This window comes from Paenibacillus sp. FW507-14B1B, from assembly GCF_058781425.1.
Genome location: NZ_JBYSWS010000001.1, coordinates 958,748 through 974,704 on the forward strand (window position 1 = coordinate 958,748; position 15,957 = coordinate 974,704).

The 15,957-nt window shown below is 43.3% G+C and carries 13 protein-coding genes and 1 other annotated feature; of the genes, 4 read left to right on the forward strand and 9 right to left on the reverse strand.

The window, feature by feature from the left end; genetic code table 11:
- Positions 1-74: 74 nt before the first annotated feature.
- From AC3WJJ_RS04490 to leuC, 7 genes are all read right to left on the reverse strand, one after another.
- A complete protein-coding gene (locus tag AC3WJJ_RS04490) occupies positions 75-2,798 on the reverse strand; it encodes an S-layer homology domain-containing protein (protein WP_492538380.1) in 2,724 nt (907 codons plus the stop codon).
- Positions 2,799-2,877: 79 nt separating this feature from the next.
- Positions 2,878-3,489 carry a GerMN domain-containing protein gene (locus AC3WJJ_RS04495; RefSeq protein ID WP_492538382.1) on the reverse strand — a complete coding sequence of 204 codons (612 nt, stop codon included), beginning with the start codon at positions 3,487-3,489 and terminating at the stop codon, positions 2,878-2,880.
- A gap of 30 nt (positions 3,490-3,519) precedes the next feature.
- Positions 3,520-4,899 carry an N-acetylmuramoyl-L-alanine amidase family protein gene (locus AC3WJJ_RS04500; RefSeq protein ID WP_492539582.1) on the reverse strand — a complete coding sequence of 460 codons (1,380 nt, stop codon included), beginning with the start codon at positions 4,897-4,899 and terminating at the stop codon, positions 3,520-3,522.
- Between the two features lie 216 nt (positions 4,900-5,115).
- Positions 5,116-5,751, reverse strand: a complete 636-nt coding sequence (locus AC3WJJ_RS04505) for a GerMN domain-containing protein (protein ID WP_492538384.1) — start codon at positions 5,749-5,751, stop codon at positions 5,116-5,118.
- A gap of 35 nt (positions 5,752-5,786) precedes the next feature.
- Complete coding sequence (locus tag AC3WJJ_RS04510) at positions 5,787-7,247, reverse strand: N-acetylmuramoyl-L-alanine amidase family protein (protein ID WP_492538386.1); 1,461 nt, start codon at positions 7,245-7,247, stop codon at positions 5,787-5,789.
- A gap of 202 nt (positions 7,248-7,449) precedes the next feature.
- Positions 7,450-8,052, reverse strand: a complete 603-nt coding sequence (gene leuD, locus AC3WJJ_RS04515; protein WP_492538387.1) for a 3-isopropylmalate dehydratase small subunit — start codon at positions 8,050-8,052, stop codon at positions 7,450-7,452.
- A 19-nt stretch (positions 8,053-8,071) separates the two neighbouring features.
- A complete protein-coding gene (gene leuC / locus AC3WJJ_RS04520) occupies positions 8,072-9,496 on the reverse strand; it encodes a 3-isopropylmalate dehydratase large subunit (RefSeq protein WP_492538389.1) in 1,425 nt (474 codons plus the stop codon).
- A 242-nt stretch (positions 9,497-9,738) separates the two neighbouring features.
- On the opposite strand from leuC, the gene AC3WJJ_RS04525 reads away from it, so the two are divergent.
- Positions 9,739-10,674 carry a LysR family transcriptional regulator gene (locus AC3WJJ_RS04525; RefSeq protein ID WP_492538391.1) on the forward strand — a complete coding sequence of 312 codons (936 nt, stop codon included), beginning with the start codon at positions 9,739-9,741 and terminating at the stop codon, positions 10,672-10,674.
- Positions 10,675-10,739: 65 nt separating this feature from the next.
- On the opposite strand, the gene AC3WJJ_RS04530 is transcribed toward AC3WJJ_RS04525, so the two are convergent.
- Both AC3WJJ_RS04530 and AC3WJJ_RS04535 read right to left on the reverse strand, forming a co-directional pair.
- A complete protein-coding gene (locus AC3WJJ_RS04530) occupies positions 10,740-10,928 on the reverse strand; it encodes a hypothetical protein (protein ID WP_492538392.1) in 189 nt (62 codons plus the stop codon).
- A gap of 72 nt (positions 10,929-11,000) precedes the next feature.
- The gene (locus AC3WJJ_RS04535) at positions 11,001-11,795 is read right to left on the reverse strand and encodes a carbon-nitrogen family hydrolase (protein ID WP_492538394.1); all 795 of its coding nucleotides are present in this window, start codon (positions 11,793-11,795) and stop codon (positions 11,001-11,003) included.
- Positions 11,796-12,035: 240 nt separating this feature from the next.
- Here AC3WJJ_RS04535 and AC3WJJ_RS04540 point away from each other — a divergent pair, with 240 nt between their 5' ends.
- The 3 genes from AC3WJJ_RS04540 to AC3WJJ_RS04550 all read left to right on the forward strand — a co-directional run bounded on the left by AC3WJJ_RS04540 (position 12,036) and on the right by AC3WJJ_RS04550 (position 15,941).
- Positions 12,036-13,229: a pyridoxal phosphate-dependent aminotransferase gene (locus AC3WJJ_RS04540; RefSeq protein WP_492538396.1), complete on the forward strand. Its 1,194-nt coding sequence runs from the start codon at positions 12,036-12,038 to the stop codon at positions 13,227-13,229.
- A gap of 59 nt (positions 13,230-13,288) precedes the next feature.
- Positions 13,289-13,505 (forward strand) — a binding site (T-box leader).
- 62 nt (positions 13,506-13,567) lie between these two features.
- Complete coding sequence (gene proB / locus AC3WJJ_RS04545; protein WP_492538398.1) at positions 13,568-14,671, forward strand: glutamate 5-kinase; 1,104 nt, start codon at positions 13,568-13,570, stop codon at positions 14,669-14,671.
- Between the two features lie 22 nt (positions 14,672-14,693).
- Positions 14,694-15,941: a glutamate-5-semialdehyde dehydrogenase gene (locus AC3WJJ_RS04550; RefSeq protein WP_492538399.1), complete on the forward strand. Its 1,248-nt coding sequence runs from the start codon at positions 14,694-14,696 to the stop codon at positions 15,939-15,941.
- Positions 15,942-15,957: the final 16 nt, after the last annotated feature.

Genomic DNA, 15,957 nt, shown 5'->3' on the forward strand with positions numbered 1-15,957 from the left:
TCCCGCAAAAAAAAGTCTTGATGCGACAAAGCCCCGCATCAAGACGGTGTTTCTCGTGTATTTCGAAGTGATAACTATTGTTTCACGATCTCTACAACGGTTCCGTTGTTGAAATACAGTACAATATTATCATCTTCTTTGAGGGATTGCACGGACAAGTTCTGGTCTTTTTCATGAACATATACATTTGAGGCCGCTGGGAAACGATAATTCTCTGTTGTATAGGAGCGCTTTACAAACACATCTCCATTGTCATATCTCCAGAAAGAACGTGTTAACGAATCCAGAACCTTCACAATTGTAGTTCCATCGATATCCTTGCGAACCTCTACTCGATCATTACCAGTCAGCGTGTTCAGATTCGTTGAAACGACTCCACCACGAATGACTTTAACCTTACCTGACGTACTCAACTTCTCATTCGCACCATTAAATGCTTTTACTGTAAACGCAGCTCCAGCCGCATCAACCTCGATCACTTGGCCGAGAGATAGTTTAACATACTGAACAGAGCTTGCAGTTGTACCCACAAAGTTTACGTTGATCAGCGTACCTGCACGAAGATCATTAATGCGGATGGCTTGACCATTTTCATCCGTTAGAACAGCCTTATCCGTATAAAACTCACTTGTAATACCTTCGTTTTTCACCCGAACACGGTTCAGGGTATTTTCTGTAGATACTACTTCAAACTGAAGGGATGTTTTGGCTCTCAGACTGAACAAGCTATCTTGATTACTTGATAACTGAGCAGAAACCTCGTCGCCAATTTTAATATCCGAGATGGAAGCAACCGGTTTGCTGTACAGCTCCACCTTAGGTGTGTTGTAAGGAATACTGATACTTTGTCCTTCTGCAGTCAGAATCGTAACCGTCTTGGTTGTCGTATTAATAGCTGTAACTTTACCATCATACTTATACACAACTTCAAGAGAAAGGGCACGGTTTCCAATATGCGTAATGTTTACTTTCCGGCCCGCTCCGAGAAGTCCCTCTACAGCAGACAAGGAGCTTCCAGAAGAAGAGTCTAGCTTTGTTTTGTCATCCAAGATAATGACTTTAGGTAGGCTCTTATCATCACTAACCATCAACCAGCGTTTCTTAGGATCGTATGAAACGACGGTTACGCCATTCATTTGTTCCATCTGACGACCTAATACTTGAATCTTAGTCACTTTCTCTTCACCGTTAATGGTAAGCTCAACTTGGTCTCCTGAAGTCGCATCAGCCAGTAGATCACCTAACACAGGTTGTGCAATTCCACTGATCACAAGCTCTGGCTTTTCAACCAGAAACTTTGTTTCTAATTGGTTGCTGTTTGAACGTTTATAAGTAATGGTTTTTCCATTACTTTCTACGTTATACAGCATAGCTGTAACTGTACGGTCAACACTTTGACTAATCTCAACCTTTTGAAGGACACTGTTCTTCACTGTGTAACTGACAACAGAACCTGCCTTCAATTCTGAAGGACTAAGCAATTGGTTCTGATACTGAATCAAAGTACTGTCGTCCCATTTGAAAGAATCCACCACTGTGCTTGATGCATCTTTAATCGAAATCGTTTTGTTAACGGAATCCACCGATTGCACGGTTCCTGTTGCTGTCTTGTTAACCAAACCGTTCTTTATACGAATGGCAACGACTCGCTTTTGAGGCGTAAATGTTTCCCGCTCAACCGTTACTACACTTCCAGCAGCCATTGTCTTTGGATCAATTTCATTACCATTCTGATCTAAGAACTTCGTATTCGCATCGTAAGACAACTCTTCAAATGTACTGTTGGAGTCGAACCAAATCACGTTATTCGGTGATAAACGTGCATACGTTCTTTCAAACGATTCAACCTTTTGATTCGGATCTAATATTTCAACATAAGCTGCCATATTATCTTTACCAATAACAGTCACCATCGTATATGGCTTAATATCGGAATTCGACAATCTCTTAGCTGAATCTTTCTCGAAATATGTAGTTGAACCATCAAGCGTAAATACACTTGGTTTTCCATCAACATAAATCTCAAGCTTTCCGTTATCTACCGAAGTAACATAGCCTTTAGATTGATTCGCATAATTTGTTTCAATATGTGCTTGTGCACGGCTTAAGAATGTCGCCATTTGAGCTCTTGTTACCGCTCCCTGTGGATCAAATCTATTACCGCTAACACCTTGGACAAGATCCAGACTAACGGCTACATTCACAAACCCTAACCGATCTGGTGAAATTTTGGCGTTATCCGCAAAGCCCGTCGCTTTATTCATTGCTGCCTTAGCATCAGACGTGCGCCCAATGGCACGTACCAATACTTCCAATACCCACTCACGAGAGGCTTTCTTGGCTCCCCACGTTACTTTAGGGTCGGAATAGGCTGATTCTTTCTTCATGTCGAGCAGGCTTTGCTGAAGCGCCAATTTGACATAAGGAACTGCATAACTACTAACTTTCATATTTGTCGGTAATGTCGTGGACAAGCCATTACTATCACTAGCTTGTTGATTTAAGAAGCGGATCGCCATTGTAACAGCTTCTTGTTGGCTCACTGGATCGTTAGGTCGAAATTTCCCGTTCTCTCCCATAACAATGCCCTGTGCCGCTAATTGATAAATATACTTTTCTCCCCAGAATCCTGACTTCACGTCACTGAAGAGACTTGATGTTGAAGCTGGTGCACTCACTGCTGTTTGTTCTGCTGCAGCAGCGGTAGTCGCTGCACCTGTTCCTAATACCATAAGTCCGGCCATGACGGCGGAGACCACTTTTTTGGAATGATATTGTTTATTTTGACTTGATACCATTTTGTTTCCCCTCTCCTATCTGCTGCTTCCTCAATATTCCTTTATTCGACAACAGATCGTGATCTCCTTCAAACCGTCACTACCGAGTTTCAGGATTTTGTAATTCTACATGTCCCATCAAGCTCTCAACCTGTTTCCCATCGACAAGCAGCTGAATTGATTTTACTTCATCGAATTGAAAGAAAGTATTCTTGATTGCATCTACAGCAAAAGATTCTCCACCTGCTCCAAAATGAGCCTCGGCTGGGATTTGAAGATCAAGTGTCAACTTTCCATCCGCAAAAGATGAAGAAAGCAACTCAACCTTTTCCCACAATGGAACTAGATCTTCTTGATCGCTCGTTTTAAGAGCTTTAAAGGCAGCTTCGTATTTCTCACTATCGTTCTTAAATGTGATTTCTACGGAACCTTTCTTCAGCCCCAACAGCTCTGGGTCGGTATAATACACCGTGATGGTTTCGGTTTTCTTATCATCTTTCGGGACCTCACCCGTACCTGCACCGTTTGTCGTACCCGTCTGATTGTTACCCTCAGTCGGTTGTTGTTGATCGGGATCAACCCCAGGCGAGGGCGTGCCTGTTGTGTTTTGTCCCGTCGTATCTCCCGGAGCTGCTCCGGGCTTTTGCCCGCAGCCAGCACTAAACACCATGACTGCTGCAAGCATTCCCACGAACCATAATTTCTTGTTCATATGCCCACCTCCTGAAATCTTCTTTTCAACTTATTTAACCTTTAAATATTCTTTCAATCCTACAACAACAGATTCTGCTACACGTTGTTGAAATGCGCTGTTGAAGAGCTGAGTCTCATCATTCTTATTACTTATAAAACCAACTTCAAGCAGGACTGCCGCCATATTTGTTTCACGAATAACGTGGAAGTTTCCATACTTCACACCACGATCTTTAAACCCAGTAGCTTTAGCTAGATACTTATGAATCGTATTCGCTAACGCTTTACTAGAGTCTCTTTGATAATAAGTCTCCGTACCTGTTGCTGCGGATGGTCCACTATTAGCATGAATAGAAACAAAGGCATCTGCCTTCAGATTGTTCGCAATCTTCACGCGGTCCTTTAGTTCCAGGAAAGTATCATCACTTCTTGTTAAAACAACATCGATGTTCTTCTCTTTTTCAAGCAACTTCCCTACTTTTAGAGATACAGCAAGGGCAAAGTCCTTTTCTTGTCTTTTAGAAGAACTTACTGCACCCGGATCATGCGCCCCGTGTCCAGCATCAATGACAACAAGTTTCTTACCACCCGTTCCTGGCGGCGGAGCAGGTTCGGTTGTCGTCGTGTTAAGATCAACAATGAACACACCAGAACCAGTTCCTGTACCTTGAAGTGTATAGTTCTTCGCATTATTAAGGTCAATTACGATTCGTATAGTCGAAGGATCATTATTGAAAAGTGAATATCTGATCAACTTCACATCTGGATATCCCGTAACAGACAACTGTCCATTTAAATTGGAATCAATCGTATTATTGCTGCTGAATGTATCAGAGAACTTCGCATTTTCAACATCAATCACAATCCGATGAGGGCCTGTTAACTTCATTACTTTAGGTTTAACGTTGCCCGATACAGCAACCATCAGGCGGTTATCACTGAAACTTATACCGTTGATTGTAGCTAGTCCATCATCCCCAGGGTTTGGATTACTTGTTGGCGGGGTAATCAGATATACAGCTTTCTCCTTGTTATCCCACTTAACATTCAAGCCCATCTGTTCGCTGATAAAACGGATGGGCACCATTGTGGTCCCCCCACGAAGTAATGGAGCTTTATTCATCTCCGTACTCTGTCCATTGATCTTTGCATACTTACTACCGATGACCATTTCAACAGTTATCTCACTGTCATTCACCGTTACTGTCTGTGTTGCCTTACTCCACTTTACGGCGTAACCTAAGTTCTCGGAAATTACGCGAATCGGTACCATCACCGTTCCACCGATATTTTCCACTTTCACATCCGATGACAAGTTCAATTCATTTCCATCCAGATAAATCTTGGCACTGTATGAACTTGCATCCACTCCTTTAGGTAAAGCCACCATAATGACAAACAGAAATAATAAAATACCGAACTTCTTCATCATTCACCCCTACCATCCTATTGTTCTGCCATAGATTGGCGTTTCTGACCTCGGCCTGTCCGACATTACCTGACAAACTATAGACGCACCCTATTTATTAAAGTTGCGAATTTATTCCCTTTTAACCAAAAAAACTCCTATTTCAAGAAAGAAATAGGAGTTTGGTAGTATTATTTATGAAGACAATATATAGTTCAAAACAACTACTTATACTATTTAACGGGTCATAGGGTGTTCAAGTTCCACGTGTCCCATAAGACTCTCAACCTTCATGCCTTCTACCAACAATTCAATAGACTTTACTTCATTAAATTGAAAAAAAGTATTTCTTAATGCTTCAATGGCATACATTTCTCCACCTGATCCCAAGTTCGCTTCATCAGGCTTGACAATATCCAAGGTTAAGGCACCCTGCTCGAACTTCACTGATGTCAGTTTAATGGAATCTCTCCATAACGGAACAAATTGATCATCTGTACTCGATTGAAGCCCCTCAAATGCTTTCTTATACTTGTCCTCTTCATCTGTATACGCAATTTCTTTTGAAGTCTTCTCTACGCCTAATAGTTCTGGATCCGTATAGTAGAGTTCGATGGTAGCCGTTTTCGCTTCTGCTTTCGCATTATTGCTGCCCGTCTTAACTTCTTGAGTTCCTCCCGTATTCGCTGGAGTTTTCTCGGTCTCATTGTTTTCAGGAGGCGTAATTTCTTTATTCACAGTCTCCACGTCTACTACTTGCTCAGGTGTCGTCGGTGTTGGCTCGATCGGGGCAGCCTCCGGTTTCTGGCCGCATCCAGCACTAAAGACCAGGACAAGTGACAACAGACCTGTAATCAAATACTTTCTGTTCATGGATTGTCCCCCTTTGTAGTTTAATTTTTGATCTATCATTGTACATTAAGATATTCTTTAATACCACTTACAATCCCTTCTGCAACACGATTCTGAAAATCTTCACTAAACATTTGAGCTTCATCGTTCTTATTGTTCAAAAATCCGACCTCTAGCAGAACCGCAGGCATTTTTGTCTCTCGAGTAACACTTAAATTTTGAGTTTTTACACCACGATCCTTAAGACCGGTTGCTTTGACCAAATGTTTATGGATGGTTTGGGCAAGCTTACTGCTTTCAGCCCTTGTATAAAGGGTTTCCGTTCCAGTAGGCGAACCGACAGTACTATTATTTCCGTGCATGGATACGAATATATCTGCATTAAGATTATTCGCAATTTTAGAGCGATCTTTAAGACCCAGTGTAGAGTCATCACTCCGTGTCATAATAACATCGATATTCTTCTCTTTTTTTAGAAGTTTCTCTACCTTTTGAGCAAGAGCAAGGTTGAATGCCTTCTCTTTCTTTCCCGTAATACTATTGGAACCAGGATCACTACCACCATGCCCAGCATCAAGTACAACAATTTTCTTACCGTTCGATCCTACTGGAGGTGTAGGAACCGCCTCGGGTGCATTCAGATTAATAAATACTAGACCATCATTTTCAGTAGTAACCGTATAATCCATTGCATTGTTCAGATTAATAACGACGCGGACTGTTGAAGGAGAATCACTGAACAGAGCATATCTGACCAACGATACATCGGGATAACCAGTTACAGACAATTCGCCACTATTCTTAGTGTTCAGCGTATGTTCATATCCGAAAACTTCGGAGAACGCTGTATTCGGTAAATCTACTACTATACGTTCTGGACTGCTCAGCTTGAATACATTAGGTTTCACATTCCCTGAGGTAGCAATCATCAAGCGATTCTCGCTAAAGCTTATTCCATCAATCGATGCGAGTGATCCAGGTGTACCTGGCAGCGATGGATTCACTGGCTCAGTTGGAGTGCTTGGAACCTCGGTATCAGGATCATTTGGTGTTCCATTGCCATCAATCCAAGGATCCGTCATACTTCCAGAGGAAGACAGATATACAGCCTTATTCTGGTTGTCCCACTTCACGTCCATCCCCATCTGACTACTTACAAAACGAAGGGGTACCAGTGTGGTCTGACCGCTTAGCACCGGTGTGATATTCATGCTTACTTGAGATCCATCAATATGCGCTGTCTTACTACCAACAACCATTTTCACTGTGGTAATACTGTTCTGAACGGTAACAGACTGACTTGCTTTCTCCCAATCGACTTTAAATCCCAGGTTCTCGGACACAACTCGAATAGGAATCAAGATGTTGTTATCTACGTTCGCCACTTGCACGCCAGACGACAAATTCAGTTGTTGCCCGTCCAAGAAAATCTTAGCACTGGCTGAAGCAGCATCACCCGCCTTTGGAAACGCTAGCAAAAAAACAAGAAAAAACATTAAAAACCCTAACCTTTTCATGAATCCACCTCAATCATCCATTGTTTGCAAAAGCTTTTCAGCATTCCGCTGAAGGTAATCAGGACATAAGCCGACAAGTAAATGAAGTCCGTCTCTCAGAAAGCTGTATATTATACCCATAATAACAGAAAAAACTTCCATTTCCTACACCGGAAATGGAAGTTTAATAATCTTGTAACCTTTTGTAGATTCAATTGAGAGATTAAGCGAACAAGCGATCTGCATGCTTCTTCTCATAAGCATCAATTTCGTCTTCATGTTGCAGCGTAAGTCCGATATCATCTAATCCCTGAAGCAAGAACTGACGACGATGTTCATCCAAATCAAATTCAATATTCAGACCTTGACCATCTGAGATACTCTTGTTCTCTAGATCAATAGTCAACTGATAGCCTTCCTGAGCGGTTGTGCGCTGAAAGAGATCTTCTACCTGCTCTTCAGACAGCTTGATCGGCAGAATACCGTTTTTGAAGCAGTTGTTGTAGAAAATATCCGCGAATGATGGCGCGATTACTACACGGAAACCATAGTCCATAATTGCCCATGGAGCGTGTTCACGTGAAGATCCGCAACCAAAGTTAGCTCTCGAGATAAGTACAGAAGCTCCCTCATAGCGAGGTTGATTCAATGAGAAGCTATCAATCACAGCTCCCGCTTCATCAAAACGCCATTCGTAAAACAGGAACTGACCAAACCCTGTCCGCTCAATGCGTTTAAGAAATTGCTTAGGAATAATAGCGTCTGTATCAACGTTGACCCGATCAACAGGTCCAACGATACCTGTGAATTTTGTGAATGCTTGCATAGTATTTCCCCGTCCCTTCTTAGACTACAGCTTCTTTGTTTACGAAATTCCAGTCACGAACATCAACAAAACGTCCTTTTACTGCAGCAGCTGCTGCCATAGCAGGAGATACGAGGTGTGTTCTACCACCGCGACCTTGACGTCCTTCAAAGTTACGGTTAGATGTTGAAGCACAACGTTGACCCGGCTTCAATACATCTGGGTTCATAGCTAGACACATACTGCAGCCAGCTTCACGCCATTCGAATCCAGCTTCGATAAAGATTTTATCCAAGCCTTCCTTCTCTGCTTGAATTTTAACGCGTCCAGATCCAGGAACAACGATCGCCGTTACATTCTCAGACACTTTGTGCCCTTGAGCTACTGCAGCCGCTGCACGAAGATCTTCAATACGGCCGTTTGTACAAGAGCCGATAAACACATAATCAATCGGAATTTCAGAAATAGGCGTTCCTGGAACTAAAGCCATATATTCAAGTGCTTTTTCAGCAGCTTTACGTTCATTTTCCGTTGCAAAATCAGCAGGGTTTGGAACGGTTGAAGAAATATCTGTTCCCATACCCGGGCTCGTTCCCCATGTAACCTGTGGAATTAATGTTTCTACATCAAATTCCAGAACAGTATCAAACGCTGCACCCTCATCGGTCACAAGCTCTTTCCAAGCTTCAACAGCGTGGTCAAAGTAATCACCTTGCGGCACATGCTGACGTCCACGAAGATATTCGAAAGTGGTCTCATCTGGTGCGATCATACCGGCTCTAGCTCCACCTTCGATGGACATGTTACATACCGTCATACGCTCTTCCATTGTCAACTCACGAATCGCTTCACCTGTGTACTCGATAACATAACCCGTAGCAAAGTCCGTACCATACTTTGCGATTACGCCGAGAATCATATCCTTAGCCGTTACACCCGGGTTGCGCTTGCCCACGAAACGAACTTCCATTGTCTTCGCTTTCGCTTGCTGCAAGCATTGGGTTGCCATAACGTGCTCAACCTCACTTGTACCAATACCGAATGCCAAAGCTCCAAACGCACCATGCGTAGATGTATGGCTGTCGCCACATACAATCGTTTTACCTGGATGTGTCAAACCAAGCTCAGGGCCCATGACGTGAACAACACCTTGATCAATTGTATCGAGATCGTAGAGCGTTACGCCAAAATCACGACAGTTCTGTGTCAGTGTATCAATCTGTTGTTTCGAGATCGGATCCGTAATGTTGAAACGGTCTTTCGTTGGAACGTTGTGATCCATTGTCGCGAAAGTCAATTCAGGACGGCGTACCTTGCGGCCGCTAAGACGAAGCCCTTCAAAAGCCTGCGGAGAGGTTACTTCGTGAACCAAGTGCAGGTCGATATACAAAATACCGGGCTTACCTTCTTCCTGATGAATGACGTGGTTATCCCAAATTTTTTCGAACATCGTCTTTTTACTCATCATATTCACCCCATTAATTCATTCGATCCATGTGAAAAGAAAGATTTACCTTCCCTTTCGATTGATTGTATTATATCCTCTCCTATCTCATTGTTCCAAGATATAAAAGCTATAAAAGCAATAGGTAACATCTATAAGTTCCAGATCAATATATTCGATATCTCTTTTTCCTTTCAAATAAAGGTCAAAGCCTATATAATATAACTACAATAATAGGTTAAACCTATAACGGAGTGATTTGAATGGAATTCAGACAACTTTTATACACACTGCAAATTGCCGCAGACAAAAATTTTTCGCGCGCAGCAGAGAAGCTTCATATTGCCCAGCCTTCTCTCAGCCAGCAATTGTCCAAATTGGAAAAGGAGCTTGGTGTTCTACTGTTTCAGCGTAATACGAGTACCGTTGAACTAACACATGCAGGAGCTAGCTTTGTTGAACATGCTCAAAAAATAATGGATGCCGTTGAACAGCTTCGTCAAGAAATGTCTGATATTTCTCAGTTACGAAAAGGCAAAGTGGTGGTTGGCAGTATGCCGATCACAGGGTCGCATCTGCTCCCAAGAGTTCTACCGGCATTTAAACAGTCCTATCCAGATATCGAAATTACATTAATGGAAGATTCCTCATTAAACCTTGAGAAACTTACAGCTAGTGGTAAGGCAGATCTAAGTCTTCTATCCTTACCATTAACTGAACCTTCTTTATCGTACGTACCTGTAGGGGTAGAGACGATTGATTTAGCCGTACCGCCGGAGCATCCACTTGCACTCCGCGCACAGAAGTTTCCTGATCAGCTAATCGACCTTGCTGAACTGAAGGATGAAGCTTTTATTCTACTGAAAAAAGGACAGGGTTTTCGCAAGCTTGCCTTCGACTTGTGCCGAGAAGCTGGATTTGAACCTAATGTCGTATTTGAGAGCAACAACATCGAAACAGTTCAATCCTTAGTCGCGACAGGCATGGGCGTTACGTTAGTTCCCCATTTCATCGCCCGGGCAAAGCGCAGTGAATTTATCCCTGTATATTTAAAATTAGCCGAGCCTGTTCCAAGCCGTACACTTGTAATTGCCTATCGGAATGGCCGTTATTTATCCAAAGCTGCTGATGCCTTTATCGAAACCTTCAAGGAAGTCATGAGTGTGCTTGCTTCTGAAGGAACCAACAGCAAACAGTGATCTATACCTGTATGTAGAATTAAAGAGGCTTATCCTTGGGGATAAGCCTCTTTATCATCCTGCTATTATTTGCGTAAATTATACTTGTCAATCAAGCGATTCTGCTTATCTGCAACACGAGATGTCTCCTGAATCGCTTCATCATCCCCAGTCCCATGTCCGCCGCCAGTTACACCCTCAACAAAATTCCGGAATTGATCCTTTTGCTCTTCCATACTCTCTTGGTTGGTGCTCTTTTCATTGTTGTTGGTCATCATGCTAGACCTCCTTATAAGGGATTACCCATAGTATACCCGCTCGTCAGGAGATGAAACCAAACTGCTATATCATTTTAGTCCGTACAAACTTGGTCTACGATCTTCAAACACAGGAATCCGCTGACGTACGGAATCCGTAAGAGAACTGTCTAGATTTCCTGTAATAATGGCCTCACCTTCTCCACCTTCTGCTACAATTTCTCCCCAAGGATCAATAATCATCGAATGTCCGAAGAACGAAGTCTCACCACTATCTCCAACACGATTACATGCAACAACATACATTTGGTTCTCTATAGCCCTAGCAATAAGTAGAGTTCTCCAGTGGTTCAATCTCGGATGTGGCCACTCCGCTGGAACAAATAACACTTTCGCCCCTGCTAACGCAAGCGTTCTAGATAGTTCAGGGAATCGGATATCATAACATATCGATGCTCCTGCGATCAGACCTTCTTCAAGTTCAAACGTAACTGCCTCATCTCCGGCCTGAAGATGTTTCTCTTCATCCATGAGACGAAATAGATGCATCTTAGAATATTTCGCAACCTGTTCACCTTGTCGATTAAATATGTACATGGTGTTATAGATTTGTTCATCCATTTTTTCAGCAATAGATCCACCAATGATCTGGACACGATGCTTCCGAGCAAACGAGCTTAAATTCTCCTTTGTTTCTCGTCCTTCCTTATCTGCAATCTCTTGAATTCGATCAAGCGCGTAACCTGTATTCCACATTTCCGGAAGAACTAGAATATCAGGTTTCGGATCAGCTGCCATAGCTTTCTCCATATGATCAAAGATCCGTTTCTGATTCGCTGCGGGATCTCCTACTTCAATATAAGACTGAATAAGTGCAATGTTCATGGTATCTTAACCCCTTTCACCTGTATGTTAGAACTTTAAGCACTGGAATTGCTTATCCTTACGTTCTGTTTTATTACGAATTGTAGTCATCATAGCCTCACAAGCTAGTAATTTCAATATTAAAAGCGGAAATCTCTCTATACAGCTCGGATAAATCGTGTTAAATTATTTCTTAAATTCTAAAGGATTTATCATACATTCATCCTGTGGATTTACATTTAGAACCGGAGTGATACATATATGTCTAATATGAAGGAACCTTTTACAATACAGCCCGCTTCCATCATGGCTACACTACCGACCCAATTTTTCGCAACGCTGGTTGCTAAAGTGAATGCGCAGGTTGCCCAGGGCCATGACGTTATCAATCTAGGCCAAGGCAATCCTGACCAACCGACTCCTTCACATATTGTCTCTAAATTGAAGGAAGCATCAGAAAACCCTCTCTATCATAAATACTCACCGTTTACAGGATACTCATTCCTTAAAGAAGCTATGGCTCAACGGTACAAGGAAGATTACAACGTTGAACTGGATCCGGAAACGGAAATAGCCATCTTATTTGGTGGAAAAACAGGTTTGGTGCAGCTTCCCCAAATCCTGCTTAATCCTGGAGACTTATGTCTCGTTCCCGATCCCGGATATCCAGATTACTGGTCAGGGGTAGCACTTGCTCGTGCTGAGATGAGTTTTATGCCGCTACGTGCAGAGAATGCTTTTTTACCGGATTTCAGTGCTATCTCTTCATCAGATCGGGAAAAAGCGAAACTCATGTTCCTAAATTATCCGAATAATCCAACTTCAGCAACGGCTCCGCTCTCTTTCTATGAAGAAACCGTTGCATTTGCCCAAAAGCACGGCATCGTGGTCGCAAGTGATTTCGCCTATGGTGCTATCGGCTTTGACGGACAGCGTCCTATTAGTTTTTTGCAGACGCCTGGCGCTAAAGAGGTCGGATTGGAGTTCTATACTTTGTCCAAAACCTATAATATGGCTGGATGGAGAGTCGGATTTGCACTCGGAAATTCCAAATTAATTTCACTGATTAACCAGCTCCAAGATCATATTTATGTAAGTCTGTTCGGTGGGATTCAAGCTGCAGCTGCTGAAGCATTGACAGCTCCCCAGACTTGTGTTGAAGATCTAGTTCGTCAATATCAATCCAGACGCGATGCATTTTTTGATGCTATCTCTAAGATTGGTTGGAATGCACCGAAACCTGCAGGATCTTTCTTCAGCTGGCTCCCGGTTCCTGAAGGGTTTACTTCGGTCTCCTTCTCAGAGCTGTTGCTTGAAAAAGCTCATGTTGCCGTCGCTCCTGGTGTAGGCTTCGGAACCCATGGTGAGGGATATGTAAGAATTGGGCTGCTCAGCAGCGAGGATCGACTGCGTGAAGCGGCAGAACGCATCGGAAAGCTCGGGTTGTTCCGGTAGGGTTTTCTTTGAAATCAAGCTTTTCTTGTGTTATTCTTTCAAGTAGTAGAATACGATAACTAAACGTGATGACGGGACCAGTACGAAAGATAAATGCACGATAAGAGAGCAGATTCCGAAGGCTGAGAGAATCTGCCGTAGCTTCCTTTCCGAATCCTACCCCCGAGCGGCCTTGCCTTAACAGGCAGGACAGTCCCTTCTGTTACAAGGTCAAAGCCGGATGAGAAACTCATCAATAAAGGTGGTACCGCGGAAGTTACAACTTTCGTCCTTTACTTATTAAGGACGAAAGTTTTTTTATTTTCTAACCCTAACATTATACAGAGGAAGTGATAGCGATGCCTTCACGCATCGTCGTAAAGATTGGAAGTAGCTCCTTGACTACGGATGAGGGAGGACTTAACCTAGAAGCCATCGATTTTTATGCAGGTGAGCTTGCCGCTCTCCGTGAAGAAGGGCATGAAGTACTTCTCGTTACTTCAGGCGCTGTGGCTGCTGGTTTCCGAAAGATCGGCTACAAGATTCGCCCACGTCTCCTACATGAGAAACAAGCAGCAGCAGCGGTAGGCCAAGCTTTACTCATGCGTTCATATCAAAACGCCTTTGCAGCACGAAACCTCATTGCAGGACAAATCTTACTGACAAGGACCGATTTCGCCAATCGCAAACGAATGAACAATGCCAGCATGACGATTGATGAACTACTGAAACAAGGGGTTATCCCCATTATCAATGAGAATGATACCGTTTCTATCGATGAACTTAAATTCGGAGACAATGATACATTATCAGCCTTGGTTGCAAACCTTGTAAGGGCACGTCAACTCATTATTCTGACAGATACCGATGGACTATATACAGCTGATCCTCGGAAAGCTCCAAACGCTGTGCGTTTTGAAGAGGTTCAAGAGATTACGGATGAGATATACGCACTCGCAGGAGGAGCTGGTTCAAGTGTGGGAACTGGCGGCATGCGCTCCAAAATAGACGCAGCAAAAATCGCAACCCGTGGTGGAGTCCCCGTATTTATTGGTAAGGCTAACGAGCCAGGAGATCTGAAAAATACGTTGTCATCTCATGGAAAAGGCACCTATTTCGCCACACATTTATCCTCTCTTCCCATGAAGAAACAGTGGCTTGGATTTATGTCATCACCGATTGGACGGATTGTCGTTGATGATGGTGCTCAAGATGCTTTGCTACATGGGGGGCACAGTCTCCTACCTGTTGGTGTAAAGCGTGTAGAAGGAAGTTTTCACGCGGGTGATGTAGTTGAAGTTATCAATAGCTGTAATGAACGGCTTGGACGGGGTATCGTTAATTATGATGACGATCAACTTGAGACCATTATCGGTCTACCAAGTGGAGAAGTTATTAGCACGATCGGAGAAGTTCATCGTCTTGAAGTCATCCACCGTGATGAATGGATAACATTGAAATAGAATTTTGAAGGAGGAAAAAACGATGAGTGAAGTAAGAAGTAAGGCAGGACTAGCCAAAAATGTAACTTCCATACTGAACAAACTGAACACAACTCAGAAAAACGAAGCGCTATTAGCCATGGCAGATGCGCTTGTTCACCGCTCAGCTGATATTATTGAAGCCAATGCCGAAGATCTAAAGCGTGGAAAAGAATTAGGCACCTCCTCCTCCCTGTTGGACCGCCTAGCATTGAATGAATCGCGGATTGAAGCCATTGCAGAAGGTCTTCGTCAAATCGTTCAGCTACCTGATCCAATTGGCGATACACTTGAAGTTATAGAACGTCCGAATGGACTGCACATCCGCAAGACTCGCGTTCCACTGGGTGTCATCGGTATCATTTATGAAGCACGTCCCAATGTGACAGTTGATGCAGCTGGCCTGTGTCTCAAGACCGGCAATGCTGTCGTACTGCGCGGCGGCTCTTCCGCTCTCTCCTCTAACAAGAAGATTGTTGAGGTACTGCATGAGGCCATGGCACAAACCGCTATGCCTAAAGATGCTTTACAATTGATTGAGGACCCAAATCGTTCTTCCGTTGATGAAATGTTGAAGCTTAACGGTCTCCTAGATGTGATTATCCCACGAGGCGGAAGCTCTCTCATCCAAAATGTTGTTATGAATGCGACAGTACCCGTTATTGAGACAGGAGCTGGTATCTGTCATACATTTATCGATGCTTCTGCAATACCTGATATGGCAGAAGCCATTAGCTTAAATGCGAAAGTGCAGCGTCCCTCCGTATGCAATTCAATGGAAACACTTCTTGTTCACCAAAGTTTTGCTGACACACATTTATCAGCTATTGCACAAAAGTTCCGTGACTCGAATGTTGAACTCCGTGGCTGTTCAGAAACGTTGAGACTAGTGCCTTGGGCGACACAGGCCTCGTCAACAGATTATGCTACCGAGTATAATGATTATGTGCTGAACATCAAAGTGGTAAACAGTCTAGAAGACGCGATGGATCACATAGCTTCGTATGGTACTAAACATTCCGAGTGCATTGTAACCGAGTCACAAGACAATGCAGAGCGATTCCTGCAAGAAGTAGACGCTGCAGCCGTGTATCATAATGCATCCACCCGCTTTACAGACGGTTTCGAATTCGGCTTCGGTGCTGAAATCGGAATTAGCACGCAAAAGCTTCATGCCCGTGGTCCAATGGGATTACCATCTCTCACGTCCACCAAATATGTCATTCATGGCAACGGTCAAATCCGTCAATAGAATCAAGAAGGAGGAA